The 23,552-nt window shown below is 68.9% G+C and carries 24 protein-coding genes and 2 riboswitches; of the genes, 14 read left to right on the top strand and 10 right to left on the bottom strand.

Annotated features, from left to right (window positions below):
• Window positions 1-9: 9 nt before the first annotated feature.
• Window positions 10-1,284 carry an extracellular solute-binding protein gene (locus tag SK571_RS17955; RefSeq protein WP_319985221.1) on the bottom strand — a complete coding sequence of 425 codons (1,275 nt, stop codon included), beginning with the start codon at window positions 1,282-1,284 and terminating at the stop codon, window positions 10-12.
• Window positions 1,285-1,508: 224 nt separating this feature from the next.
• On the opposite strand from SK571_RS17955, the gene SK571_RS17950 reads away from it, so the two are divergent.
• Window positions 1,509-2,264, top strand: a complete 756-nt coding sequence (locus SK571_RS17950; RefSeq protein WP_030480591.1) for a GntR family transcriptional regulator — start codon at window positions 1,509-1,511, stop codon at window positions 2,262-2,264.
• 29 nt (window positions 2,265-2,293) lie between these two features.
• Complete coding sequence (locus SK571_RS17945) at window positions 2,294-3,721, top strand: MFS transporter (RefSeq protein WP_319985220.1); 1,428 nt, start codon at window positions 2,294-2,296, stop codon at window positions 3,719-3,721.
• On the opposite strand, the gene SK571_RS17940 is transcribed toward SK571_RS17945, so the two are convergent.
• A complete protein-coding gene (locus tag SK571_RS17940) occupies window positions 3,695-4,603 on the bottom strand; it encodes a threonine ammonia-lyase (RefSeq protein ID WP_319985219.1) in 909 nt (302 codons plus the stop codon). The genes SK571_RS17945 and SK571_RS17940 overlap by 27 nt on opposite strands.
• Window positions 4,600-5,529 carry a threonine ammonia-lyase gene (locus tag SK571_RS17935; RefSeq protein ID WP_319985218.1) on the bottom strand — a complete coding sequence of 310 codons (930 nt, stop codon included), beginning with the start codon at window positions 5,527-5,529 and terminating at the stop codon, window positions 4,600-4,602. The genes SK571_RS17940 and SK571_RS17935 overlap by 4 nt, the downstream gene beginning before the upstream one ends.
• A gap of 63 nt (window positions 5,530-5,592) precedes the next feature.
• Here SK571_RS17935 and SK571_RS17930 point away from each other — a divergent pair, with 63 nt between their 5' ends.
• Both SK571_RS17930 and SK571_RS17925 read left to right on the top strand, forming a co-directional pair.
• A complete protein-coding gene (locus SK571_RS17930) occupies window positions 5,593-6,081 on the top strand; it encodes a hypothetical protein (RefSeq protein ID WP_319985217.1) in 489 nt (162 codons plus the stop codon).
• Between the two features lie 582 nt (window positions 6,082-6,663).
• Window positions 6,664-7,614 carry a S1 family peptidase gene (locus SK571_RS17925; protein ID WP_319985216.1) on the top strand — a complete coding sequence of 317 codons (951 nt, stop codon included), beginning with the start codon at window positions 6,664-6,666 and terminating at the stop codon, window positions 7,612-7,614.
• Between the two features lie 324 nt (window positions 7,615-7,938).
• Here the strand turns inward: SK571_RS17925 and SK571_RS17920 are convergent, their stop codons facing one another.
• Both SK571_RS17920 and thiE read right to left on the bottom strand, forming a co-directional pair.
• Window positions 7,939-8,700 carry a dioxygenase family protein gene (locus SK571_RS17920; RefSeq protein ID WP_319985215.1) on the bottom strand — a complete coding sequence of 254 codons (762 nt, stop codon included), beginning with the start codon at window positions 8,698-8,700 and terminating at the stop codon, window positions 7,939-7,941.
• 31 nt (window positions 8,701-8,731) lie between these two features.
• Window positions 8,732-9,370 (bottom strand): thiamine phosphate synthase, encoded by a 639-nt coding sequence (gene thiE, locus SK571_RS17915; protein WP_319985214.1) that lies wholly within the window; start codon window positions 9,368-9,370, stop codon window positions 8,732-8,734.
• Window positions 9,371-9,396: 26 nt separating this feature from the next.
• Window positions 9,397-9,508, top strand: a riboswitch (TPP riboswitch).
• Between thiE and SK571_RS17910 the strand changes: the two genes are divergently transcribed.
• The 6 genes from SK571_RS17910 (at window position 9,494) to SK571_RS17885 (ending at window position 12,837) form a co-directional block, all read left to right on the top strand.
• Window positions 9,494-10,459, top strand: coding sequence for an FAD-dependent oxidoreductase (locus SK571_RS17910; RefSeq protein ID WP_406601996.1), 966 nt, complete (start codon window positions 9,494-9,496; stop codon window positions 10,457-10,459). It overlaps the preceding riboswitch by 15 nt.
• Window positions 10,456-10,656 carry a sulfur carrier protein ThiS gene (gene thiS, locus SK571_RS17905; protein WP_319985213.1) on the top strand — a complete coding sequence of 67 codons (201 nt, stop codon included), beginning with the start codon at window positions 10,456-10,458 and terminating at the stop codon, window positions 10,654-10,656. The genes SK571_RS17910 and thiS overlap by 4 nt, the downstream gene beginning before the upstream one ends.
• Window position 10,657: 1 nt before the next feature.
• The gene (gene thiG / locus SK571_RS17900) at window positions 10,658-11,413 is read left to right on the top strand and encodes a thiazole synthase (RefSeq protein ID WP_086662571.1); all 756 of its coding nucleotides are present in this window, start codon (window positions 10,658-10,660) and stop codon (window positions 11,411-11,413) included.
• 75 nt (window positions 11,414-11,488) lie between these two features.
• Window positions 11,489-11,932 (top strand): MarR family winged helix-turn-helix transcriptional regulator, encoded by a 444-nt coding sequence (locus SK571_RS17895; protein ID WP_229693556.1) that lies wholly within the window; start codon window positions 11,489-11,491, stop codon window positions 11,930-11,932.
• 106 nt (window positions 11,933-12,038) lie between these two features.
• Window positions 12,039-12,452 carry a type II toxin-antitoxin system PemK/MazF family toxin gene (locus SK571_RS17890; RefSeq protein ID WP_319985212.1) on the top strand — a complete coding sequence of 138 codons (414 nt, stop codon included), beginning with the start codon at window positions 12,039-12,041 and terminating at the stop codon, window positions 12,450-12,452.
• Between the two features lie 16 nt (window positions 12,453-12,468).
• Complete coding sequence (locus tag SK571_RS17885; RefSeq protein ID WP_319985211.1) at window positions 12,469-12,837, top strand: hypothetical protein; 369 nt, start codon at window positions 12,469-12,471, stop codon at window positions 12,835-12,837.
• Here the strand turns inward: SK571_RS17885 and thiD are convergent.
• The 3 genes from thiD to SK571_RS17870 all read right to left on the bottom strand — a co-directional run bounded on the left by thiD (window position 12,780) and on the right by SK571_RS17870 (window position 16,658).
• Window positions 12,780-13,595 carry a bifunctional hydroxymethylpyrimidine kinase/phosphomethylpyrimidine kinase gene (gene thiD / locus SK571_RS17880; RefSeq protein WP_319985210.1) on the bottom strand — a complete coding sequence of 272 codons (816 nt, stop codon included), beginning with the start codon at window positions 13,593-13,595 and terminating at the stop codon, window positions 12,780-12,782. The two genes, SK571_RS17885 and thiD, sit on opposite strands and share 58 nt — an antisense overlap.
• A complete protein-coding gene (gene thiC, locus SK571_RS17875; RefSeq protein WP_319985209.1) occupies window positions 13,592-15,232 on the bottom strand; it encodes a phosphomethylpyrimidine synthase ThiC in 1,641 nt (546 codons plus the stop codon). Before thiC ends, thiD begins: the two co-directional genes overlap by 4 nt.
• Window positions 15,222-15,346: riboswitch (TPP riboswitch) on the bottom strand. Its footprint overlaps the gene before it by 11 nt.
• 709 nt (window positions 15,347-16,055) lie before the next feature.
• On the bottom strand, window positions 16,056-16,658 hold the full coding sequence (locus SK571_RS17870; protein ID WP_319985208.1) for a LysE family translocator: 603 nt from the start codon (window positions 16,656-16,658) through the stop codon (window positions 16,056-16,058).
• 71 nt (window positions 16,659-16,729) lie between these two features.
• Here SK571_RS17870 and SK571_RS17865 point away from each other — a divergent pair, with 71 nt between their 5' ends.
• Window positions 16,730-17,674 carry an aldo/keto reductase gene (locus SK571_RS17865; RefSeq protein WP_319985207.1) on the top strand — a complete coding sequence of 315 codons (945 nt, stop codon included), beginning with the start codon at window positions 16,730-16,732 and terminating at the stop codon, window positions 17,672-17,674.
• Window positions 17,675-17,677: 3 nt separating this feature from the next.
• On the opposite strand, the gene SK571_RS17860 is transcribed toward SK571_RS17865, so the two are convergent.
• The gene (locus tag SK571_RS17860; RefSeq protein WP_319985206.1) at window positions 17,678-18,259 is read right to left on the bottom strand and encodes a peptide deformylase; all 582 of its coding nucleotides are present in this window, start codon (window positions 18,257-18,259) and stop codon (window positions 17,678-17,680) included.
• A gap of 108 nt (window positions 18,260-18,367) precedes the next feature.
• Here SK571_RS17860 and SK571_RS17855 point away from each other — a divergent pair, with 108 nt between their 5' ends.
• Both SK571_RS17855 and SK571_RS17850 read left to right on the top strand, forming a co-directional pair.
• The gene (locus tag SK571_RS17855) at window positions 18,368-18,646 is read left to right on the top strand and encodes a DUF3263 domain-containing protein (protein WP_089910320.1); all 279 of its coding nucleotides are present in this window, start codon (window positions 18,368-18,370) and stop codon (window positions 18,644-18,646) included.
• Window positions 18,646-19,254 carry a LytR C-terminal domain-containing protein gene (locus SK571_RS17850; protein ID WP_319985205.1) on the top strand — a complete coding sequence of 203 codons (609 nt, stop codon included), beginning with the start codon at window positions 18,646-18,648 and terminating at the stop codon, window positions 19,252-19,254. Before SK571_RS17855 ends, SK571_RS17850 begins: the two co-directional genes overlap by 1 nt.
• A gap of 362 nt (window positions 19,255-19,616) precedes the next feature.
• Here SK571_RS17850 and SK571_RS17845 read toward each other — a convergent pair whose 3' ends face one another.
• Window positions 19,617-21,779: an AAA family ATPase gene (locus tag SK571_RS17845; protein WP_319985204.1), complete on the bottom strand. Its 2,163-nt coding sequence runs from the start codon at window positions 21,777-21,779 to the stop codon at window positions 19,617-19,619.
• A gap of 112 nt (window positions 21,780-21,891) precedes the next feature.
• Here SK571_RS17845 and SK571_RS17840 point away from each other — a divergent pair, with 112 nt between their 5' ends.
• A complete protein-coding gene (locus SK571_RS17840; protein ID WP_319985203.1) occupies window positions 21,892-23,505 on the top strand; it encodes a LamG domain-containing protein in 1,614 nt (537 codons plus the stop codon).
• Window positions 23,506-23,552: the final 47 nt, after the last annotated feature.

The following is a 23,552-nucleotide window of genomic DNA, read 5'->3' as shown; positions in this document are numbered from 1 at the left end:
TCAGCTGGGCTAGCCAAAGGCCTTGGTGATGGCGTCGCTCGCGTCCTTCGTCGCCTGGTCCAGCGGCTTCGCGCCGGACAGGTACGCGGTGAGCGCGTCCTTCAGCGGGTTCTGACCCGCCTCGACGGCTCCCCACTTCGGCGAGCTCGGGGTGACCTTGCCGTTCGGCGCGGAGGCGGCGAGCGCCTTGCCGACCGCGTTGGTCTCGAGCTTCGAGGTGTCCTTCGAGGTACCGGGAACCGCGCCACCCTCGGCGAGCATGTCCTGGTACTTCTTGGACGACAGCAGCGACAGCCACTTCTTGGCCGCGGCGGCGTTCTTGCTGGCCGTCGGGATGGCGAGGTTCGAGCCACCGAGGAACACGGGGGCGAACGAGCCGGCCTTCTTGGACGGGATCGGGAACGCCGCGGTCTTGTCCTTGAGCTCCGGCTTGTCCTTCACGGCGCTGCCGAGCTCCCACGGGAGACCGATCATCATGCCGACGTTGCCGGTCTGGAAGACCTCGTACTGCTGCGGCTTCGCCTCGTCGGTGTCAGCCGGCGCCTTCTTGGTGGCCGACGCGTCGTAGAGGGCCTTGTAGGCCTCGAAGCCGGCCTTGGACTGCGCGCTGTCCAGCGTGCTCGTCCACTTGCCGTTGTCCTGCTTGGCGATGTCGCCGCCCTCGTCCCAGATCATGGACAGCAGGAAGTACCAGGACTGACCAGGCAGGTACAGGGCCTGGAAGTCCGGGTTGGACGCGTTCGCGGCCTTGAGCTTGTTGATCGCGTCGATCCACTCGGCACGCGAGGTCGGCGGCGTCGTGATGCCGGCCGCCTGGAACAGGTCCGTGCGGTAGATCACGGTGCGGTTCGCGGCGTAGAACGGAACGCCGAACTGCTTGCCGTTGAGCGTCAGCGAGTCCTTCAGACCGCCCAGCCACTCACCGCTGTTGAACTGGCTCGCGTCCGCGGTCAGGTCGGCCAGGGTGCCCTGGTCGGCGAAGCCCGCGATCTGGGTGTTGCCGAGTTCAATGACGTCCGGCGGCGTGCTGCTCGCCAGCGCGGTCGTCAGCTTCTCCTGGATGCCGGTCCACTTCTGGACCTCGTACTTCACCTTGATCCCGTTCGCCGACTCGAACTCCTTGTTCAAGGCGTCGGTCAGGGTCGTCGGCGCGGAGCCGTCCATGAGCCACACGGTGATCTCTTTGGTCTCCGTGTTGCTACCGCTGTTCGTGCTCGTGCCACAGCCTGACACGGCCACTGCCAGTGCGGCGGCACCAGCAGCGAGTCCTCTCCAGCCCTTCACAGTTCGCGCCCTTTCACCAAGCCCGGCACACCGGCCGGAACGTCCAAGTGGTGTAGACCAATGCGGAACAGCGTGTGCTGCGTCACCGCGTCTGTCAAGCGCGTTGCCAAGACGTTGCGAAGTCATCGGACGAATTTCGAGACGGATGTCGGGGGTTCGAACGCACGAATCGACACGGACAAGGCATCCTTGTGATGCGTGACATGGAGTGCGAGGAGGAGGCCATGCTGGAGACGACGCCTGCATCAGGCGTGGACGCCAGGACGCGGGCGCAACGCGAACCCAAGTACTGGGGTCTCAAGCGGCACCTGCTCGACCTGTTGAGGGCGTTGCCGCCCGGTTCGCCGATCCCCACGGAACGGTCGCTGGCCGCGGAGTTCGACGTCTCCAGGACGACCGTTCGCCAGGCGCTTGCCGAGCTGACGGTCGAAGGACGGCTGCTCCGCGTGCAGGGCAAGGGCACCTTCGCGGCGGAACCGAAGGTCGCCCAGAGGTTGCAGCTGTCTTCGTACACAGAGGACATGAGGGCACAGGGCCGCGTGCCGTCGTCGAAGCTGATCGAGGCTTCGGAGATGCCGGCGGAGGCCGAGCTCGCCCGGTACCTGGGCGTGCGTCCCGGTGCCAAGGTCCTGCGACTGCACCGCCTGCGGCTCGCCGACAACGAGCCGATGGCCATCGAGACGACGCACCTCGCGCTGGGCCGCTTCCGCGGGCTGCGCCGGTACCTGGCGCCCGGCGCCTCGCTGTACCAGGTGCTGTCCGAGCGGTTCGGTGTCGAGATGGGACACGCCGAGGAGACGATCGAGACGGCACTCGCCTCGCCGGAGGAGGCGGAGCTGCTCGGCGCCGACATCGGCCTGCCGATGCTGCTCCTGTCGCGGCACTCGTTCGACACCGAGGGCAATCCGATCGAGTGGGTCCGGTCGGTCTACCGGGGTGATCGGTACAAGTTCGTCGCCACGCTGAACCGGCCGTCTTGATCGCCTGGGGCACGCCACGTGCACGTTGGGTGCTGACGACGACGATCCTCGGATCGGGCATGGCCATGCTCGACGGGACGATCGTCAACGTGGCGCTGCCCCGGATCGGCGCGGAGTTCTCCGCGTCGGTGACTGACCTGCAGTGGATCCTCAACGGGTACCTGCTCGCGCTGGCCTCGCTGATCCTGATCGCCGGTTCGCTCGGCGACAGGTTCGGCCGGCGGCGGGTCTACGTGGTCGGCGTGATCTGGTTCGGCGTGGCCTCGCTGCTGTGCGGCGCCGCGTGGAACGTTCCGGTGCTGGTGGCGGCCCGTGTGCTGCAGGGCGTGGGCGCGGCGTTGCTGACGCCGGGCGCGCTGGCGATCCTGCAGTCGTCGTTCAACCGGGAGGACCGGTCGCGCGCCATCGGCGCGTGGTCCGGACTGTCCGGTGTGGCCACGGCGGTCGGGCCGCTGGTCGGCGGGCTGCTGGTGCAGGCCTGGTCGTGGCGGCTCGCGTTCCTGGTGAACCTGCCGGTGGCCGCGCTGTGCGTGTACCTCGCCCTGCGGTTCGTGCCGGAGTCGGAGGACGACGCGGCAGGGCACCCGAACTACCTGTCCGCGCTGGTCGGCGCGCTGGGCCTGGCCCTGCTGACAGGCGGGCTCGTCGAGCAGTCGTACGTGCTGGCGGCGGCGGGCGTGGCCGCGATGATCGCGTTCGGAGTGGTCCAGAAGAGCTCCGCCGACCCGTTGGTGCCGCCGGAGCTGTTCCGCAACCGGACGTTCCTGGTCTCCAACGTCCTGACGTTCCTGGTCTACGCGGCACTCGGCGGCGTGATGGTGCTGCTCGTGCTGCAGCTGCAGATCTCGCTCGGGTACTCGCCGACGGCGTCCGGCCTGGCCAGCGTGCCGCTCACGATCATCATGCTGCTGGCGTCCTCCACGTCCGGGCGGATCGCCCAGCGCCACGGCCCGCGACTGCAGCTGATCATCGGTCCGATCCTGGTCGGCCTGGGCATGTTGCTGCTGCGCAACGCCGTTCCCGGCGCCTCGTACGTGACCGGCGTGCTGCCCGGTGTGGTGCTGTTCGGCATCGGTCTCGCGATCGTCGTCGCCCCGGTGACGGCGACGGTGCTGGCCTCGGCGCCCGACCACCACGCGGGTGTCGCGTCCGGCGTGAACAACGCCGTGGCCCGCACCGGCAGCCTGCTCGCGATGGCCGTGCTGCCCGCGGCCGTCGGGCTGATGGGTGAGGACTACACGAACCCCGCCGTGATGACGGACGGCTGGCAGATGGCCCTCGTGCTGTGCTCGGTCGCCGCGATCATCGGCGGCCTGCTGGCCGTCGGCGTGGACAACCGGGTGCTCGCCGCGGCGCCGGAGCAGCAGGAGGCTCCGCACCCCGGCGAGTGCCTGCACTGCGGCGTGGAGGGCCCGCCGACGCACATCCGGTCAGGCGGCGAGAAGGCGCGCCAGTAGCGCCGGGTCGACGTTGCCGCCGGACACGACGGCGACGCCACCCCCGCCGATCTTCGCCTGCGCCGCCACCGCGACGGCCCCGCTCGGCTCGGCGATCAGCCGTGCCCGCCGGACCAGGCCGGTCACCGCCGCGAGGATCTCGTCCTCCGACACCGTGATCACGTCGTCCACGTACTCGCTGATGTGCGCCCAGGTGAGAGCCGAGGGTTCGTCCCGCAGAGCGTCAGCGGCCGTCTGAGCCCGTTTCAGGGGATCCCAGCGCACCAGTTCGCCCGTTCTGAGCGATTCCGCGATGTCCGCGGCCAGTTCGGGCTCCGCGCCGATCACGCGGACGTCCGGGCGCAGCGACTTGATCGCCGTGGCCACGCCGGAGATCAGCCCGCCGCCGGACATCGGCACCACGACGGCCTCGACGTCCGGCAGGTCGGCGAGGATCTCCAGGCCGATGGTGCCCTGGCCGGCGATGACGTCGGGGTGGTCGAACGGCGGGATCAGCGCCGCGCCGCGTTCGGCCACCAGGGCCTCTGCGCGCTCGACGCGTTCGGTGATGCCGACGATGAAGACCTCGGCTCCCAGAGCCTTCGTGGCCTCGATCTTGACCGCCGGGGTGTTGTCCGGCATCACGATCGCGGCCGGCACGCCGTGCAGGCGGGCGGCGAACGCCACGGCCTGGGCGTGGTTGCCGCTGGAGTAGGCGACTACTCCGTTGGCACGGTTCTCCAGGCGTGCCAGCGCGTTCAGCGCGCCCCGGAGCTTGAACGCGCCGACGGGCTGCAGGTTCTCCGGTTTGAGCCAGCCCGGGCCGAACGGCAGCAGCGGTGTGCGCACCACGTGCGGTGCGATGACCGCCGCCGCCGAACGGATGTCTGGGAGCGCGATCATCCGAGGATCGACGCGAGCGACTTGGGTTCGATGTTGCCGCCGGAGACCACCGCGACGGCCGGACCGGCCGGCAGCTCGCGGTTCAGGTACGCCGCGACGGCCACGGCGCCGCTCGTCTCGGACACGACCCGCGTGCGGCGGGAGATCTGCCTCACCGCGTCCCGGATCTCGTCCTCGGAGACGGTCACGACGTCGTCCACGTACTCGCGGATGTGCGCCCAGGTCAGTTCGGAGGGCTCGGCGCGCAGTCCGTCCGCGACGGTCCGGGCGCGATCGTGCGCGTCCCAGCGGACGAGAGCGCCGGCGGCGAACGACGCGGCGGTGTCACCGGCCAGTTCGGGCTCGACACCGATCACGCGGACGTTGGGGCGCAACGACTTCACCGCCGCCGCGACGCCGGAGATCAGCCCGCCGCCACTCACCGGCACCAGGACCGTCGCCACGTCGGGGAGGTCGGCGCAGATCTCCAGGCCGATGGTGCCCTGCCCGGCGATCACGTCCGGGTGGTCGAACGGCGGGATGAGCGTCGCCTTGCGCTCCTCGACCAACTCGTGGGCGCGCGACTCGCGTTCGGTGATGCCGACGACGAACACCTCGGCGCCGTGCGCCCGCGTCGCGTCGATCTTGATCTGCGGCGTGTTCTCCGGCACGACGATCGCGGCCGGCATGCCGAGGATCTTGGCCGCGTAGGCGACCGCCTGCGCGTGGTTACCGCTCGAATACGCCACGACACCGCGCTCCCGGTCCTCGGAAGGTATGCGGGACAACGCGTTCACCGCCCCGCGCTGCTTGAACGCGCCGATCGGCTGCAGCGACTCGGGCTTGATCCACAGGCCGGAGTCGAAGGACAGCAACGGGGTGTGGACGACATGCGGGGCGATCGCGGCGGCGGCCGCGTGGACGTCTTCGAGAGTCACCAGGCGCATGTGTCGATGATGCACGTCACCGGGGCACAACCGGTGAACTGTGCCCAACGTCCTACGTGTGTCATGTCTGAGAAGGAGAAGATCACCCCCGTCAAGCTCATCGCGAGTGTGCTCGCCGCCGCCACCGCGGCCGTGCTGAGCCTTCGCCTCAACCTCGTCGGCACCATCGTCGGTGCGGTTCTCGCGAGCGTTGTGACCACAGTGGGTGCCGTGTTCTACCAGCGGTCCATGGAACGCGAGAAGCGTTGGCAGGTGATCGCTGTCGGCGGTCTGCTCGTGTTCGTGGTGACCGTCCTCACCGCGACGAGCGTCCAGCTGGTGACCGGCAAACCCGTCACGGCCGATCCGGGCACACCGTCCACAAGCACCCACACCGAGACGCACACCGAGACGACGAAGACCGAGACGATCACCGTGACGGTCCCTCCGGGCACGTCCGGTCAGTCCCCGTCCGGGAGCACGACGACGACCGCGCCCTCGTCGACTTCGACAGAATCCCGACAGCCGTCGGACAGCTCGACGCCGCCGTCCACCACCGACCCCATTCGGTGATCACGTCACTACGTTGAGCGATAGTTAACTGTCAATTGCTACGCGCCGCAGTTGATCTGTCGTGAGCTGTGACACACTTCGTTCACGTTCGAGGCGGGGCGTCATAGCCAAGAGTTCCGCAACTTCACTCGAACGGGCGAAAGGATTCGGTCCGAAAGAGACCGGAAGGAGGCGCAATGAGGCTCGTGGCACGTCCGCTTGAGCCCGGCGCCTTGCGTGGAGGACACAGCGCCTGCACCGAATTTGAGAGGCAACTGAGGACGGGAGGGGTGGGGCGACCCCTGCCGCCGCCCCACCACCCGTCCCCCTAGAGCCCCCGAGAGAGGTCCCTGCAACCGATCTCTCGGGTTCCCCTGCACCCGAAAGTGAGGGAGACGCTTGATGAACCGCACGAGTGCGGCCCGTGTAACCGGTGCCGTGTTGCTCGCCACCGGAGTCGTCACTGCTCTCAGCGTACCGGCGTTTGGCGCCCCTGCCGCACCGGTCGCCCCATCCGGTTCAGATACGGAGAGCTACCCGGCCGAATTGCTCCAAGCGGTCCAGCGTGATTTGGGCCTGAACGCTGACCAGGCACGCGTCCGGTTGGCCAATGACGCCCAGTCAGGCCAAGTTGCGGAGTCCGCGAAGTCCTCCCTGGGCGACGCGTTCGGCGGAGCCTGGATCGACCAGGCGACCGGCAGACTGACGGTGGCGGTGACCAGGTCGGGACTCTCCGTGACCGGTGCGGACACCAAGGTCGTCGCCAACTCGCTCTCCCAGCTGACCGGGACCAAGTCGGTCCTCGACCTCATGAACGCCCCCGCGGCGATCACGAGCTGGCGCGTCGACGAGCAGTCGAACAGCGTCGTCGTCGAGGTCAACAAGAACGTGCGCGACGCGGCCGCGGACCAGTGGATCGCGACCGCCAAGTCGATCAGCGGTGCGGTCAAGGTCGCCGAGGTGACCGAGAGCCCGACCCCGCTGTACGACCTGCGCGGCGGTGACGCCATCTACATGGGCGGCGGCCGTTGCTCGCTCGGCTTCTCGGTGACCGGTGGCTACGTCACCGCAGGCCACTGCGGCCGCGCCGGCACCGCGGTGTCCGGCTTCAACCGGGTCGCCCAGGGCACGTTCGCGGGCTCGGTCTTCCCGGGCAACGACTACGCGCACGTCCGCACGAACGCGAACTGGACGCCGCGCCCGTGGGTCAACCGCTACGGCGGCGCGAACGTCATCGTCCGCGGCAACACCGAGGCCGCCGTCGGCGCCCAGATCTGCCGTTCCGGTTCGACGACCGGGTGGCGCTGCGGCACCGTCCAGGCCAAGAACCAGACCGTGAACTACCCGCAGGGCTCGGTCCGGGGTCTCACCCGCACCAACGCCTGTGCCGAGGGTGGCGACTCGGGTGGTTCGTGGGTGGCGGGTTCCGGCTTCGGTCAGGCCCAGGGCGTGACCTCCGGCGGTTCGGGCAACTGCTCGTCCGGCGGCACCACGTACTTCCAGCCGCTCAACCCGATCCTGTCGCGCTACGGCCTGACCCTCACGCGGGGCTAGTGCTCGTGACACCGTGAAGCGCTGCGACACCCCGGTGTCGCAGCGCTTTCGCGTTCTCAGCCGCGCTCAGCCTGTGCGCGTCGGCGCCGCGGGAGAGCGGAAGACGCCGGCGAGCGGAACGGTGCACGAGCCCTGCTCGGCGAGCGCCGCCGCGGCGGCAAGATCGTGCAGTGCTCGGGAGTCCGAGCCAGGACCACCTGCCGTGTGGGACAGCCGGAACCCCGTGCTCGCCGGACAGGTCGGCGATCGTCAGGACGCGATCGGGGGAGCCCGCGATCGCCACCAGGTCGGCCACCGTGCCCGCGCAGTGCAGGACCGCTGCCGCTAGCTGAACTGGACGGACCGCTTCGAGAGCCCGTACCAGAAGCCTTCGACGCTGGTGCGGGCCTTCTCGTCGCTTGCGGCGCCGAGCGCCACGAACAACGGCGCGAAGTGCTCAGTCCTCGGATGTGCGATGCCGGCGGCCGGTGCCTTCACCTGGAAGTCGAGCAGTGCGTCGACGTCGCCGTTCGCGAGCTGCTGGTGCGCCCAGTCGTCGAACTCCTTCGACCACGACGGCGGCTCGTAGTCCGGTCCGGCGGGGAAGTTCACGCAGCTCAGGTTGTGCGTCATGAACCCGCTGCCGACGATCAGGACGTTGCGGTCCCGCAGCGGCGCGAGCTTGCGGCCGATCTCGTGCAGCTCACGCGGGTCGAGCGTGGGCATCGACATCTGCAGCACCGGCACGTCGGCGTCCGGGAACATCTCCTTCAACGGCACGTAGGCGCCGTGGTCGAGCCCGCGCTGCTCGTCCTGCTCGACGTGGCCGCCGAGGAGCTTGCGCACGTCGTTCGCGAGCTCGGGTGCGCCCGGCGCCTCGTACTTCACCTCGTAGTAGCGCTGCGGGAAGCCCCAGAAGTCGTAGACCAGCGGCACGGTCGTCGTCGCGCCGATGGTGGTCGGCGCCTCCTCCCAGTGCGCGGAGACCATGAGCACGGCCTCCGGGCGCGGGAGGGTGGCGGACCAGTCCTTCAGCTCTCTGGTCCACGTCTCGTCGTCAGCCAGCGGGGGAGCCCCGTGGCTCAGGTACAGCACAGGTGCGCTCACGTCTCCGAGCGTACGCGTGTTAGTTCAAATTTCAACTACTAAGTTTAGTTTTGAACGACTTGGCGGCCTTGCGGGGGTCCTCGGCGTCGGTGATGGCCCGGACGACGACCACTCGGGTGGCTCCGGCCGCCTTGACCTCGTGGAGGTTCGTGAGGTCGATGCCGCCGATCGCGAACCACGGGCGGTCGGTCCTCGTGGCGCGGACGAGGTCGAGTCCCGGTGCCGGACGGCCCGGCTTGGTCGGGGTCGGCCAGCACGGGCCAGTGCAGAAGTAGTCCACGCCGGGTTCCGCGGCCGCCTCGGTCATCTGCTCGACGTCGTGCGTGGACCGGCCGATCACCACCTCGTCGCCGATGATCCGGCGGGCGAACGGGACGGGCAGGTCGTCCTGGCCGAGGTGCAGCACGTCGGCTCGCACGGCGTGTGCGATGTCCGCGCGGTCGTTGACGGCGAGCAGCCGGCCGTGGCGTTCGGTGGCCTCGGCGAGGACCTCGATCGCCTCGATCTCCTGCTTCGCCTCCAGTGACTTGTCCCGCAACTGGATGATGTCGACGCCGCCCGCGAGCACCGCGTCCGCGAACTCGGCCAGATCAGGCCGGTTCGGCGTGCAGAGGTAGAGGGTCGCGTCGGCGAGTCGTTGCCTGATCAGGTTTCCGTCGAGTCCTGGCACGTACGCACGTTAACCGTTATGTTGAAGTCGGTCCGCACGGGAGCCTGGAGAACACCGGGCTGAGAGGGAGCGTGGTTCGCTCCGACCGTCGAACCTGATCCGGGTCATGCCGGCGCAGGGAGCGTGAATGCCTTGAGCAGTGTGGAAGTGGCCGTCCGGGGTGGCGGTGTCATCGGGCTGTCCGTGGCTTTGGCCGCGGCACGGGCCGGGTTCTCGGTCTCCGTGTTCGACGACGGCTCGCCGCACGCGGGCTCGCGGGTCGCGGGCGGCATGCTCGCACCGCTGACGGAGGCCTGGCCGGGCGAGGAAGCCGTGGTGGCGCAGGGTGTCGAGGCCCTGGCGATGTGGCCGGAGTTCGCCGCGTCGATCGGCGTTCCGCTGTTCGAGGCCGGGACGCTGGCGGTCGGGACGCAGCCGGGCGACCTCGCCGACCTGCGGCACGCGGGGGACTTGCTGACCTCGCGGGAGATCCGGGCGCTCGAACCTTCCCTGGGCCCGGCGGTGCGCGGTGGCGTGTACGCGGCGGGGGATCTCGCCGTCGACAACAGGGTGCTGCTTTCCGCACTGTGGAAGGCTTGTCTGGACGCCGGAGTCGTGTCCTCAGTGGAGGGACGGGTCACGGTGATCGCGGCCGGGGCGTGGAGTGGCCGGTTGCACCCCGCCCTGAAGGACGTGATCCGGCCGGTCAAGGGCGAGATCCTGAGACTTTCGCACCGGCCCGGCGCGTTGCCGCCCCCACGTCACACGATCCGTGCGCTGGTCTCGGGCCGCCCGGTCTACCTGGTGCCGCGAGACGACGGTCTGGTCGTCGGCGCGACGCAGTACGAGGCGGGGTTCGACACCGACGTGTCCGTCGCGGGCGTGCGGGACCTGTTGCGGGACGCGGAAACCGTGCTGCCCGGCATCGCCGAGTACGCGCTGACCGAGGCCGCCGTCGGGTTCCGCGCGGGCAGCCCGGACAACGTGCCGATCGTGCGTTTCCTCGAACCCGGCGTCATCGCCGCGACCGGCCACCACCGCAACGGCCTGCTGCTGGCCCCGCACACCGCTCGCCTAGTGGTCGAGTTGATCCAGGGAGGAAGTTCGTGAAGGCACAGGTGAACGGGACTTCCCGTGACTTGGCAGAGGGCACGTCGGTGGCCGCGGTCGTGACGCTGGTGGGAGCACCCGAGAAGGGCGTGGCCGTGGCGCTCGACGGTGCCGTGGTGCCGAGGGCGTTGTGGGTCAGGACGATCGTGCCGGACGGCGGCGTGGTCGAGGTGCTGACCGCGGTCCAGGGAGGATGACGTGGACGATCCGCTGATCATCGCGGGCCGGGAGTTCCGGTCCAGGCTCATCACCGGCACCGGCGGTGCCGCGAACCTCTCGGTGCTGGAACGGGCACTGGTCGCGTCCGGCACCGAGCTCACCACCGTGGCGATGCGCCGCGTCGACGCCGCAGGTCAGACCGGTGTGCTGGAGTTGTTGCGGCGCCTTGGAATCGAGGTCCTGCCCAACACGGCGGGCTGCCGCACGTCCGCCGAGGCCGTGCTGACCGCCCAGCTGGCGCGCGAGGCGCTGGAGACGAACTGGGTCAAGCTCGAGGTGGTGCACGACGAGGAGACCCTGCTGCCGGACCCGGTCGAGCTGCTCGACGCGGCCGAGCGGCTGGTCAACGACGGCTTCGTCGTCCTGCCTTACACGAACGACGATCCGGTGCTGGCGTTGAAGCTCCAGGACATCGGGTGCGCGACCGTCATGCCGCTGGGCTCGCCCATCGGTACGGGTCTCGGCATCCGCAACCCGCACAACATCGAGCTGATCACTTCCCGTGCTTCTGTTCCAGTAGTTCTCGACGCGGGCATCGGCACCGCCTCGGACGCGGCCCTGGCGATGGAACTCGGCTGCTCAGCGGTGTTGCTGGCGACCGCGGTCACCCGAGCTCAGGACCCGGAACGGATGGGCGCCGCCATGCGTTGTGCGGTCGAGGGCGGACGTCTGGCGCGCTTGGCCGGAAGGATTCCGCAGCGCTTTTGGGCCCAAGCGTCTTCGCCGGGTCTCTGAGTCGCTACCTTGGGTACTCACGTGTTGGGGGATGATTGAGCACTACCTGAAATCCGCCGAGGAGGACGACTAGCCGTGACGGCCCCCATTGACGCCGAGGTCGAGGACGCGACCGCGCGCCTGTACCTGGCGATCGGCCGGCTGGCCCGGTTGCTGCGACGCACCGGTTCCCCCGGACTCGGCCCCGGCGCGGTCTCCGCGCTGGCCACCCTCGCGCGCTGCGGCCCCATGCGCCTGGGCGATCTGGCGAACAAGGAAGGCGTGGCGCCCCCGACGTTGTCCCGCATCGTCGCCGCGCTGGTCGAGGCCGGGTACGTGAAGCGCGAACCCGACCCGCAGGACGGCCGGGCCTGGCTCGCCACCCCCACGCCCGAGGGCGAGACGATGGTGTCCGGCGTGCGGTCCGCGCGGGTGCGCGAGCTGCAGCGGCGGATCGAACAGCTCACGCCGGAGCACATCTCGGCCCTCGTGGGCGCTCTCGACGCGCTGGAGACGCTGGTCGGCGAAGAGCCGAAGTAGGCGTGTTCCCGCAGGTCGCCTGAGCCGGGCACGACGAGGTGCGTGCCCGGCCAGTGCTCCAGCAGTAGATCGTGATCTTCATGGCTGGGTGGCTGCTGGAGGACAGATGCGGCGAGGCGAGGTCTGGTGGGCCGAGTTCGACGAGCGACGGCCTGTCGTGCTGCTGTCCGCGGAAGATCCATCCGGCCTCCGGGCGATGCAGGTCGTCGCCCCGGCGGACACCGACATCTGCGGCCTGGGAGTCGAAGTCGCAGTCGGCGTCCAGGACGGACTGCCCTTCGACGGCGTGCTGCGGTTCGGATTTCCGTGGCCGGGCTCTACCCCGTGCACCTGGCTGACCACCTTGCGCCGGGAAGACCTGATGGAGCGGGCAGGCGTGGTGTCCGCCGCCAAACTCGGCGAGATCGACGACGCCCTTCGTGCCAGCCGGCGACAAGCGGAGTGGACCCCTGCCACAGCGGCCAGGCTCAGCGAGATCAAGGACTCCCTCCGCCGGCGGAGGGAGTCAGACGCGGAATGAGTCAACGAACGAGATCGTGATCTACGGCTGGCGTACTAGGCGGCGCAGCAGCGCCTGGTTGAAGGCGTCGAACTCCGCGATCAGCACCTCGCGGGTCTGCGCCGGCACGCGGGCCGCAGCGAGAATCACCGGCAGCGACCTGGTCCAAGCGTTGCTCGACGACGAGATCATGCACCGGTTCCGCACCAGGAATCGCCTGCTCCGCGGCCGCTTCGCCGCGGAACAGGGCGAAGCGGCCGCGACCGAGCTGATCGCGTTCCTCGAAGGCGCGCCGGCGGTCTGGTTGCTCGATCCCGAGACGACCGACCTGAGGGCGATGTACGCCCGTTACCTGTCAAGGCTCCAGAACGGTGACACCGGACCGACCCCGGCACCCAGCGGGTAGGCCGCGGCCACCGAACGGACGATGAAGTCCTTGCCGAACCGCACGGCCTCGGGCACCGAAGCACCGCGAGAGAGCGCCGCGCTGATCGACGACGCGAGCGTGTCGCCACTGCCGTGCGTGTTCTGGGTGTCGTAGCGCGGGCCGGGCAGTTCGATGAACTCACGGCCGTCGTAGAGCAGGTCGAGGCACTCCGGGTCGTCCCACATGTGGCCGCCCTTCACGAGCACCCACTCCGGGCCCAGGGCGTGCAGAGCCTCCGCCGCCACGCGCTGGTCCACGCGGTCCTTCACCTCGATGCCGGTGATCAGCCGCACCTCGTCGAGGTTCGGCGTCACCAGCGTCGCGCGCGGGAACAGCAGGCCGCGCAACGCGTCCAGGGCGTTGTCGGCGAGCAGTTGGTTGCCGTGCATGGACGCCGAGACCGGGTCGACGACGAACGGGGTCTTCCCCGAGCCGATGCCGACGCGGTCCAGGGCCGGGGCGACGGCCTCGATGATCGCCGCCGATGCGAGCATGCCGGTCTTCGCGGCCTGCACGCCGATGTCCTCGACGACCGAGATGATCTGCGCCGCGACCGTGTCGGCCGGGATCTCCGAGACTCCCGTGACGCCCAGCGAGTTCTGGACCGTCACGGCCGTCAGCGCGACGCAGCCGTGCACTCCGCACGCGAAGAGCGTGCGGAGGTCGGCCTGGATGCCCGCACCACCGCCGGAATCGCTTCCGGCGATGGTGAGGACCCTGGGTGGTGACTCGGTCACGAAGACTCCACGACCGGGAGGTAGACCTTCTTGCCCGTGTCCGCGAACTCGTCGGACTTCTCCGCCATGCCCGCCTCGATCGCCTCCACAGTGGACAGTCCGCGTTCCTCGGCGTAGCGCCGCACGTCCTGCGTGATCTTCATGGAGCAGAACTTCGGCCCGCACATCGAGCAGAAGTGCGCCGTCTTCGCCGGTTCCGCGGGGAGCGTCTCGTCGTGGAACGAGCGCGCGGTGTCCGGGTCGAGCGACAGGTTGAACTGGTCCTCCCAGCGGAACTCGAAACGCGCCTTGGACAGCGCGTCGTCCCAGTCCTGGACGCCGGGGTGGCCCTTGGCGAGGTCCGCGCTGTGCGCCGCGATCTTGTACGTGATCACGCCGGTCTTCACGTCGTCGCGGTTCGGCAGGCCGAGGTGCTCCTTCGGCGTGACGTAGCAGAGCATCGCGGTGCCCAGCCAGCCGATCTGCGCGGCGCCGATCGCGGACGTGATGTGGTCGTACGCCGGCGCGATGTCCGTGGCCAGCGGCCCGAGGGTGTAGAACGGCGCCTCGCCGCACCACTCCTCTTCGAGCCGGACGTTCTCGGCGATCTTGTGCATCGGCACGTGGCCGGGGCCCTCGATCATGACCTGGACGTCGCGAGCGCGCGCGATGTGCGTGAGCTCGCCGAGGGTCTTCAGCTCGGCGAACTGCGCCGCGTCGTTGGCGTCCGCGATGGAACCCGGCCGCAGGCCGTCACCCAGCGAGAACGTCACGTCGTAGGTGCGCAGGATGTCGCAGAGCTCCTCGAAGTGCGTGTAGAGGAAGCTCTCCTTGTGGTGCGCGAGGCACCACGCGGCCATGATCGAACCGCCGCGCGAGACGATGCCCGTGACGCGCTTGGCCGTCAGCGGCACGTACCGCAGCAGCACGCCCGCGTGCACGGTCATGTAGTCCACGCCCTGCTCGCACTGCTCGATCACGGTGTCGCGGTAGACCTCCCACGACAGCGCCGCCGGATCGCCGTTCACCTTCTCCAGCGCCTGGTAGATCGGCACGGTGCCGATCGGGACCGGCGAGTTGCGCAGGATCCACTCGCGCGTCTCGTGGATCCGCTTGCCGGTGGACAGGTCCATGATCGTGTCAGCGCCCCAGCGGGAGGCCCACACCATCTTCTCGACCTCGTCCTCGATCGACGACGACACCGCGGAGTTGCCGATGTTGGCGTTGATCTTCACGAGGAACTTCTTGCCGATGATCATCGGCTCGGCCTCGGGGTGCTTGCGGTTCAACGGGATGACCGCACGCCCGATGGCCACCTCCTCGCGGACGAACTCCGCGTCGAGGTTCTCCCGCGTCGCGACGTAGCGCATCTCCGGGGTGATGATCCCGGCCTTCGCGTACGCGAGCTGGGTGACAGCTCCGTTGATCGGTTCCCGTTCGGCGATCCACCCCGACCTCAGGTCAGGGAGTCCACTGTGGACGTCGATGGTCGCGTTGTCGTCGGTATACGGACCGGAAGTGTCGTACAGATCGACATGTTCGCCGTTGGTCAGTTCCACCCTGCGGAAAGGCACACCATCGCGGTACACCTTTCGAGACCCCGAGATCGGGCCGGTGGTCACACTGGGCTTGACCGAACGGTCGTCAAGTGCCGTCACGACATTCCTCCCTACGCCGGCATTACCCGGTCAGGTTCAGGCGGTCGGTGACACCGGCTCCACAGCCAGTCACCCTCTCAGCCCGCTCAGGCGCGAGCTCCCGCGTTGTGTTGAGTTGTCGAGAACCGACCATAGTCAGAGCGCGCCGTAGCTGCCAAGGGCGTCGTTTGCCCCTAATCTCTTCCTCGTGGCTGATCACCAGCCGTTCCCGCCCGGCGCGCGACGCGGCCAGCGTCCCGCCGTGGTCTCGGCATGCCCTTCCTGCGGTGAACTCGCAGGCAGGGGCTACCCCGACTGCGGCTTCTGCGCCGAGCTGCTCGACCAGTTCTGGCTCGCGGACTGGGAGGCGCTGCGCACGTCGTCCCAGCTGGCGGACCGGGAGCTGGCCGAACTGGTCACCTCCGCGGACGTCGGCCAGTACCCCTGGACCTGCGTCGACTGGGCGATGACGCTGCTGGCGTGCTCCCGCTGCGGTGCCGAACTGGGCACCGGGCCGGTCGAGTGCGTCCGGTGCGCCGTCACCGAGGAGCGCCGGTGGAACTGGGACCACGCGGCGCACCCGTACACGATGAGCGCGAACGAGCACCTGCTCCGCGTCGCCCGCGCGGCCCTGCGCGCACCCCACCGGCGTCGTCCGGCCGTCGTGCAGGCCTGGCAGCTGGTGCTGCCGTTCCTGATCGCCGGTGAGGTGATCGAGTTCGGTCGTCTGGACCGGATCCGCGCGCACGTGCTGGCCGGCGGTTATGCGTCGATGGCGGCCTGCCACACCTTCGGCGAGCTGGCCGGGTTGCCCGAGCTCTTCTGGCGCCGGGGCAACCCGATCTCAACGCGGGTCGAGTACCAGCCGGATTCCGAGCGCCAGCAGCACGCCGCCCGACAGCTTCTCGAGCGCGGGACGGACGCGCGGCCGGCCGAGCCAGCCCCTGATCGTGTGCAGGATCGACACGATGATCAGGTACCAGACGGTGTCGATCAGGACCCAGCCGACGGCGAGGAAGAGCAGAACCCCCTGGCCGGCCTCCCCGGCAGGCACGAACTGCGGTAGGAACGAGATCGCGAACACGCCGAGCTTCGGGTTGGCCAGGTTCACGACCAGGCCGCTGCGGAACGCGTGGCTGGCGGGCGGCGGCGCCGCGTCGGGCAGGCTCTTGCTGATCAGGGCCTTGACGCCCAGGTAGATCAGGAAGACGGCCCCCGCGATCCGGAGCGCGTGGAAGGCGATCTCGGACGCCGTGAGCAGCACGCTCAGGCCCAGGGCGGCCGCGACGGCCCAGCAGGCGACGCCGACCTCCATGCCGAACACCGTCGCCAGCGCGGCTTTTCGCCCGTGCACCGACTGTCGCAGGACCATGGCCGTGCCAGGTCCGGGCGACAGTGCGATGAGGAACGAGGCCGCGATGAAGGCGACGATGTTTTCGACGGGCATGCGTTGATGGTCGCTGGTCGCCGCAACTTGTTTCTTGACCTGGAGCGCACTCCAGGATGTTCGGTAGTCCCATGACCTTGGAACTGGGGAAGTTGGGTTTCGGCACGTGGGCCATGGGTGGACCGTTCTCGGGCCCGGACGGCCTGCCGGTCGGCTGGGGACCGGCTGACGACGGCGAGTCGGTCAAGGCGTTGCGGCGGGCGGTGGAGCTGGGCGTGACGCTGTTCGACACGGCGGACGTCTACGGCTGCGGGCACGCGGAGACGGTGGTGGGGCAAGCGCTTGCGGACGTGCGTGACCAGGTGCTGATCGCCACGAAGTGGGGTTGCGGGTTCGACGCCTCGTCGAGGCGGATGACCGGGAACGAGGGGTCGGTCGAGTACCTGCGCCGCGCCGTCGAGGGGTCGCTGCGGCGGCTCGGCACCGACCGGATCGACCTCTACCAGCTGCACGTGGGCGACCTGGGGATGGAGGAGGCGGCGCTGCTGCGCGACGAGTGCGAGGCGCTGGTCGCGGCCGGCAAGATCCGCGCCTACGGGTGGAGCACCGACGACGTCGAGCGGGCGCGGTTCTTCTGCGAGGGGGAGCACGGGATCGCGGCGCAGGCCGACATCAACCTGCTGTTCGACAACCCCGCGATGTACGCGGGGGACTTCGCGGTGCTGTGCCGGAGGCCGTTGGCGATGGGGCTGCTGGCCCGGGAGACGTTCCCGGAGTTGCCCGCGGACGACGTGCGCGTCACGAACCCGTCCTGGCTGCGGTTCTTCGTCGACGGTCGGCCGTCGCCCGAGTACTTCGCGGCTCGTGAGGCTGTCCGTGACGTGCTGACGTCGGGTGGCCGGACGTTGGTGCAGGGTGCGCTGGCGTGGTTCTGGGCGCGGTCTCCCCGCCTGGTGCCGATCCCGGGTGTCCGGACGGTGGCTCAGGTCGAGGAGAACGCGGGTGCGCTGGAGTTCGGTGCGCTGACGGCGGACGAGCTGGCGCAGGTGGAGTCGGTGCTCCGGCCCCGGTCCTGAGTCCTAGTCCTCGTCGTCCTCGTCGAAGTTCGCGGGATCGGTCGGGTCCCAGGAGAGGCCCGGCTTGTTCCACTCGTTGTCGCGCAGCATCCGCTTGGCCTCCTTCCGGTACCGGCCGATCAGGCGGTCGGTGTAGAGGTAGCCGTTGAGGTGGTCGGTCTCGTGCTGCAGGCAACGTGCGAAGAAGCCGGTGCCCTCGACCTCGAACGGCTGCCCGTCGAGGTCCTGGCCGGTCACCTTCGCCCAGTGGGCGCGTCCGGTCGGGTACGCCTCGCCGGGCACGCTCAGGCAGCCCTCGAAGTCGTCGTCCGGGTCCGGCATGGTCTCCGGGACCTCGGAGGTCTCGAGCGTGGGGTTCACGATCGCACCGCGGTGCTGGACACCCTCGTCGTCCGGGCAGTCGTAGACGAAGATCCGCAGGTCGACGCCGATCTGGTTGGCCGCGAGCCCCACTCCGCGAGCCGCTGCCATCGTCTCGAACATGTCGTCGGCGAGGGTCTTCAGCTCGGTGTCGAACTCGGTGACCTCGCGCGTCGGGTTGTGGAGCACGGGGTCGCCGGCGATGCGGATGCGGTGGACGGCCATGGCTGAACTTTATGCCGTCCAAAACTGTCGGTGTCGCGCGGTAGGTTGGAACGATCACGTGATTGAATTGCCCGCACCTGAGATGGTGTGGCTACCGTGGGGAGCCAGATGGATCACGCCGAGACGCTCACCTCCGCTGACGGGCTGACCAGCCGCGAACGCACGATGCTCGCGTTCGAGCGTCAGTGGTGGAAGTACTCGGGATCCAAGGAACAGGCCATCAGGGAACTGTTCGACATGTCCGCGACCCGCTACTACCAGCTGCTCAACGCGCTCGTTGAATCCGAAGCCGCCCTGGCTGCCGATCCGATGCTCGTCAAACGGCTGCGCGGTGTCCGGACAGGCCGCCAAAGGGTTCGCGCCCGCGCCAGGAGCACCGAGGACTGATGACCTCCCCCGAGTCCGCAAGCCCGTCCCGTCCGGCCAAGGCCGCCGGCTTCGCCCTGCTCGGCGTCGCCGCCGTCGCGTTGGTGATCGGCGTTGTCAGCCTGTTCAGCAGCGGGGGTTCTGAGACACCCCCTGTTGCCGAGGGGTCTTCTACAGCGCCTCCGGTGGCTACTACTTCCTCGCAGGCCGCTTCTGAACAGCCGCCTGCCTCTACGTCGTCGTCTGCTGCTGGCACCACTACGGGTTCGCCTACTGTGCCTACCTCTTCTGCTGCTGTGCCGCCTCCGCCTGTCACTCAACCTGGGACGGCCAAGGCTCCGGTTCGGATTTACAACAACTCGACCATTACCGGGTTGGCTTCCAAGGCCTCTGATGAGGTTCGGGCCAACGGGTGGACGGTTGAGGGGACTGGGAACTACTCCGGTGGGACCATTCCCACCACCACCGTTTACTTCCGGCCTGGGACTGATGAGGAAGCTTCTGCCAAGGAGTTGGCGTCGGTGTTGCGGGCTCGGGTTGAGCCTCGGTTCGACGGGATCCAGTCTTCTGCGCCTGGGATCATTTTGATCGTCACCAATGACTATCAGGGTGTTTCCAAGAACAAGTAGGGTCGCGTCGGTTGGGTTGCGTTCCCCTGTTGCGTTGGCGGGGCTGCGGTTGCGTGCTTTCCTGGGGGCTCTGCCCCCAGACCCCCGGCAATCTGATCAGGGGGCCCGCGCCGTGCGTAGGTAGATGGCACGCCTGTTGCTTTGGGCGGCTGCCTGTTGCTTTGCCGGGTGCGTTGGCGGTGGGGTCCCATCACGAGCCGCACCAGGAGCGGGCCACACCTGAAGAGGGGTGTCAAGCGGACGAAAAGCGTGTCCGCTTGACACCCCTCTTCAGGTGCAGCAAGAGCTATGGCGCGACTCGTGATGGGACCCCACCGCCCTTGCCTTGTGGTAGGACGGCTCGCCTTCGGCCTCGCGTTTTGTCAGGTCTTGCTTCTGTTTGCTGCGTATGCGGCTAGTGACACCAGTTGTGCTGGGTCCAGGGATGGGCGCACTACTGTTCGTGCTTTTGCCAGGTGGGCTTGTGTTACTTCTGCTGCTTCCAGGGATTCCCGCATTGCCGTTAGTGCTGCTTCTCGTACGAGGGCTGCGCAGTCTGCTGCTGAGTACATGTCCAGTTCGCCTGCCAGGGTGGTCAGGTCCACGTCGTTGGACAGTGGTGTGTTGCGGGATGAGGCCTTGAGGATTTCTGTGCGGGCCTCTGCGTCTGGTGGTGGCACGTAGACGAGGCGTTCCAGACGGCCTGGGCGCAGCAGGGCCGGGTCGATCAGCTCTGGGCGGTTCGTTGCGGCGATCACCACCACGTCGCGGAGGGGTTCTACGCCGTCCAGTTCTGTCAGGAGGGCGGCTACCACTCGGTCGGCTACGCCTGAGTCTGACGACTGGCCTCGGCGTGGGGCCAGGGCGTCCACCTCGTCCAGGAAGATCAGGGCCGGGGCTGCGTCTGCTGCTCTGCGGAAGAGTTCTCGTACCGCTCGTTCTGACTCGCCCACGAACTTGTCCATCAGTTCGGCGCCCTTGACGGTCAGGACGTTCAGCTGGCCTGAGCCTGCCAGGGCTCGGACCAGGAACGTTTTGCCGCATCCCGGTGGGCCGTAGAGAAGGACGCCTCGTGGGGGTTCTACTCCCAGGCGGGCGAAGGAGTCCGGGTAGCGCAGGGGCCAGAGGGCTGCCTCGGTGAGGGCCTGCTTGACCTCCTTCATGTCGCCCACGTCGTCCAGCGTCAGGCCGCCGGTTTGCACTGTGTCCGAGGCCGACATGGAGATCGGGCGGACCGTGTTCAGGGCCCCCAGCAGGTCTTCTTGGCCCACTCGGGGTTCTGCCACCTCGCGTTGGCGCAGGGCTGCTCTGACTGCTGCCTCTCGGCGCAGGGCGCAGAGGTCTGCCGCCACGAAGCCCGGGGTGCGGGCCGCCACCTCGCCGAAGTCCACATCGGACTCCAGGGGGACGTCGCGGAGCAGTACGCGCAGCAGTTCGGTTCTGCCCGCTGCGTCCGGGAGGGGGAGTGTCAGTTCGCGGTCTACGAGGTCCGGGGCTCGTAGGCGGGTGTCCACGGACTCTGCCCTCGCCGAGGTGACCACCAGGGCCAGGTTCGGGCGGGAGATCGCCGTGCGGAGGATGTCCAGGACGACGGTGGCCACCGGTGGTGGGGTGGTGGGCAGCAGGGCGTCGATGTCGGTCAGGAGCAGGACCGTGGGCTGTTCTGGGACGCCTGAGATCGCGTCGCCCAGCTGTTTGGCCATCGCGCCTGGTTCCAGGACGGCGATGCTCGGGGCGGCCAGTTCCACCAGCGAAGCGTCCAGCTGACGGGCCACTGCGCGGACGAGCGTTGCCTTGCCGACGCCTTCCGGGCCGCTGACCATCGCGGCCAGCCTTGCGGAGGCGCCCAGCTTCGTGAGGAGGTCGGGCTGGCGGAACATCAGTTCCAGCCACTCGGTCAGGCGGCGGGCCTGGTCTCGCTGACCCACCAGGTCGGCGACGGGGAGCGCCTCGTGCTTCTCCTGAACCACGACCGGGGTCACCTCGGCTGCGGGGGCCTGGGCCGAGCGCCAGCCCACGACGCTCGACGGCTGCACGGCCACCGGGCCCGCCGGGTCGGTCGAGGTGATGGTGATGAGTTCGTTGGTCCACGTCATGCCGATGGCGTTGGACAGCCTGCGGCGCGTCTCGGAGACGTTGGCGCCGGGGGGCGGTGCCAGGTCTTGGGGGAGCAGCGAGACGTTGTCGCCGACGGTGAGGACCTTGCCGGTCAGCGCCATGCGCACGTGTTCCGGCGTGAGGGCCGTGGTGGCCAGGCGAGAGCCTGCGACGGTGATCGAGCGCGCGGCCGTGACCTGGACGGGGGCCACGACGATCTCGGAGCCCTCGACCACGCCCAGGTTGGTGAGCGTGACGTCGTCGACCAGGACCACGCCGGGTGGTTGTTCGCCGGCCGCGGCCAGGGCGGCGCTCACGCGGGCGCCGGTCAGCCTCACCGCGTCCCAGGCGCGCAGGCCCAGGGCGTCGAGCACCTCCGGGTGGAGGCGGACTACGCCGCGCCGGGTGTCCAGTGCGGACGGGGACAGGCGAGCCGTCAGCGTGATCACGACGCCGACTCTAGTTGACCTGAACGGACTCTTCTGGAGTTGTCGGACCCGACCGCTACGGTGATCCTGAACCGGGCCAGGCCCGGTCGTCACAGACCTGGGGGTCATCTTGATGCGCCACAAACCGGCGCGCGGCTTTCGCCTGCCCGCGCTCGTTCTCGCACTGGCCGTTTCGGCCGGTTTCGCCACGCCTGTCGCCCACGCCGCCGAGGTGCCCGAGGCGCCGCAGGTCAGTTCCCTCACCTACCCGCCGGCACCGCATCCCGGTGGTGGTGTCGGTGTCGCGGGGGCGTTCGAGCTGCAGGCGAACGACGTGGTGAAGTTCGTCTACTCGTTCAGCCACGACAGCGGTGAGTCCCTCGACAACGAGGTCGCCGCCGATGCCGACGGCAAGGCGACGATCCAGTGGACGCCGCGTGCTTCGGGCGTGCAGCAGCTGTTCGCCCGGTCGGTGAACAGCGCGGGGCAGTACTCCGCCCAGCAGCGGTACGAGTTCTTCGTGCTGCCGGGTGCGGGTGCGGTGGCGCACTGGGCGCTGGACTACACGTGGGTCGACACCAACGGGCGCAATCCGTTGACGTCCAACGGGTTCGTCGACGGGCACGTGCTCGGGCACGGGAACCGGGCCGTCGCGTTCCCGGGGAGGCAGGACTACCTCAGCGGTGCGGCGCCGATCGACACGTCGAAGAACTTCACCGTGTCCGCGTGGGCGAAGGTGGACGACGCTGCCCGCGCCCGAGGCATCGTCGCCCTCGACGACAGTGCGGGCCTGTACTTCGACTCCGCGGCTGGGCGCTGGGCGTTCGGCATGTCCGCGGCCGCGGACAAGACCGCTCCCCGCGTGGCGCTCTCGCGTGATGCGGCGCTGATCGGCGTCTGGACGCACCTGACCGGGACCTACGAGTCCACCAGCGCGACCCTCGCGCTGCACGTGGACGGCGTCAAGCAGGCCGAGGTCACCGGTGTGGAGGGCTGGCAGGCAGCGCGGCTGCTCGTCGGCGGGAACGGCTGGAACAGCGCGAACCTCGACGGCGCCCGCACCATCGACGATGTCAGGGTGCACCAGCGGACGTTGAACGACGCGGAGGTCAAGAGGGTGGCGAGCGCCGCCGGTCTGCGCAGCCACTACAAGCTCAACGGAAGCGGCGGCTTCACCCCGGACGAGGTCACCGGCACGTCCTCGGCCATCGGTCCCGGTGTCGACTGGGAGGAGGACGGTGATGACAGGTCGTTGCGCTTCAACGGTGACTCGTACGTCTCGTTGCGCGGCCCGCGCATCCGTACGGACCGCTCCTTCTCGGTTTCCGCGTGGGCGAGGCTGGACCTCGACGCGCGCGAGGGCGACGACCGCACGTTCGTGAGCCTGGTGCACAACAACACCTCCTTGCTCGACCTCAGGTACGGCGGAGCCTCGAAGACGTGGGAGTTCGTGATCGACGGCACCACCGTGAAGACCGCCTACGGTGCGGAACTGCAGGAGTGGACGTACCTGACGGCCGTCCACGACAAGCTCAACTCCGAGATCCGGCTGTACTTCAACGGCATCTACGTCACGAAGGCCTCGTTCACGGGCGGGTCGGCGCAGACCGAGTCCGATCTGGAGCTCGGCCGCCGCGCGTCCACCGGTGGCGCGGACTCCTTCTGGAAGGGCGGGATCGACGACGTCCGCGTGTACGCCGGCGTGCTGTCGGAGGAGCAGATCCTGGCGCAGGCCGTCCGCGCCTGAGTCAGGAACGAGAAAGCGGGCCGGACACGAGGAAAGTGTCCGGCCCG

Source organism: Lentzea kristufekii, from assembly GCF_033949925.1.
In the GTDB taxonomy this organism is placed as follows: domain Bacteria; phylum Actinomycetota; class Actinomycetes; order Mycobacteriales; family Pseudonocardiaceae; genus Lentzea; species Lentzea kristufekii.
Note: the sequence above shows the minus strand (reverse complement) of the source record. Positions and strands in the feature narration are given on the sequence as shown.

Bases quoted from the DNA above. Each gene is read 5' to 3' on its own strand.
- SK571_RS17855 (WP_089910320.1), top strand. From the start codon at position 18,368: ATGGATCACGCCGAGACGCTCACCTCCGCTGACGGGCTGACCAGCCGC.
- SK571_RS17850 (WP_319985205.1), top strand. From the start codon at position 18,646: ATGACCTCCCCCGAGTCCGCAAGCCCGTCCCGTCCGGCCAAGGCCGCC.
- SK571_RS17890 (WP_319985212.1), top strand. From the start codon at position 12,039: ATGCGGCGAGGCGAGGTCTGGTGGGCCGAGTTCGACGAGCGACGGCCT.
- SK571_RS17865 (WP_319985207.1), top strand. From the start codon at position 16,730: ATGACCTTGGAACTGGGGAAGTTGGGTTTCGGCACGTGGGCCATGGGT.
- SK571_RS17950 (WP_030480591.1), top strand. From the start codon at position 1,509: ATGCTGGAGACGACGCCTGCATCAGGCGTGGACGCCAGGACGCGGGCG.
- SK571_RS17870 (WP_319985208.1), bottom strand. From the start codon at position 16,658: ATGCCCGTCGAAAACATCGTCGCCTTCATCGCGGCCTCGTTCCTCATC.
- SK571_RS17940 (WP_319985219.1), bottom strand. From the start codon at position 4,603: ATGATCGCGCTCCCAGACATCCGTTCGGCGGCGGCGGTCATCGCACCG.
- SK571_RS17930 (WP_319985217.1), top strand. From the start codon at position 5,593: ATGTCTGAGAAGGAGAAGATCACCCCCGTCAAGCTCATCGCGAGTGTG.
- SK571_RS17840 (WP_319985203.1), top strand. From the start codon at position 21,892: ATGCGCCACAAACCGGCGCGCGGCTTTCGCCTGCCCGCGCTCGTTCTC.
- SK571_RS17860 (WP_319985206.1), bottom strand. From the start codon at position 18,259: ATGGCCGTCCACCGCATCCGCATCGCCGGCGACCCCGTGCTCCACAAC.
- SK571_RS17935 (WP_319985218.1), bottom strand. From the start codon at position 5,529: ATGCGCCTGGTGACTCTCGAAGACGTCCACGCGGCCGCCGCCGCGATC.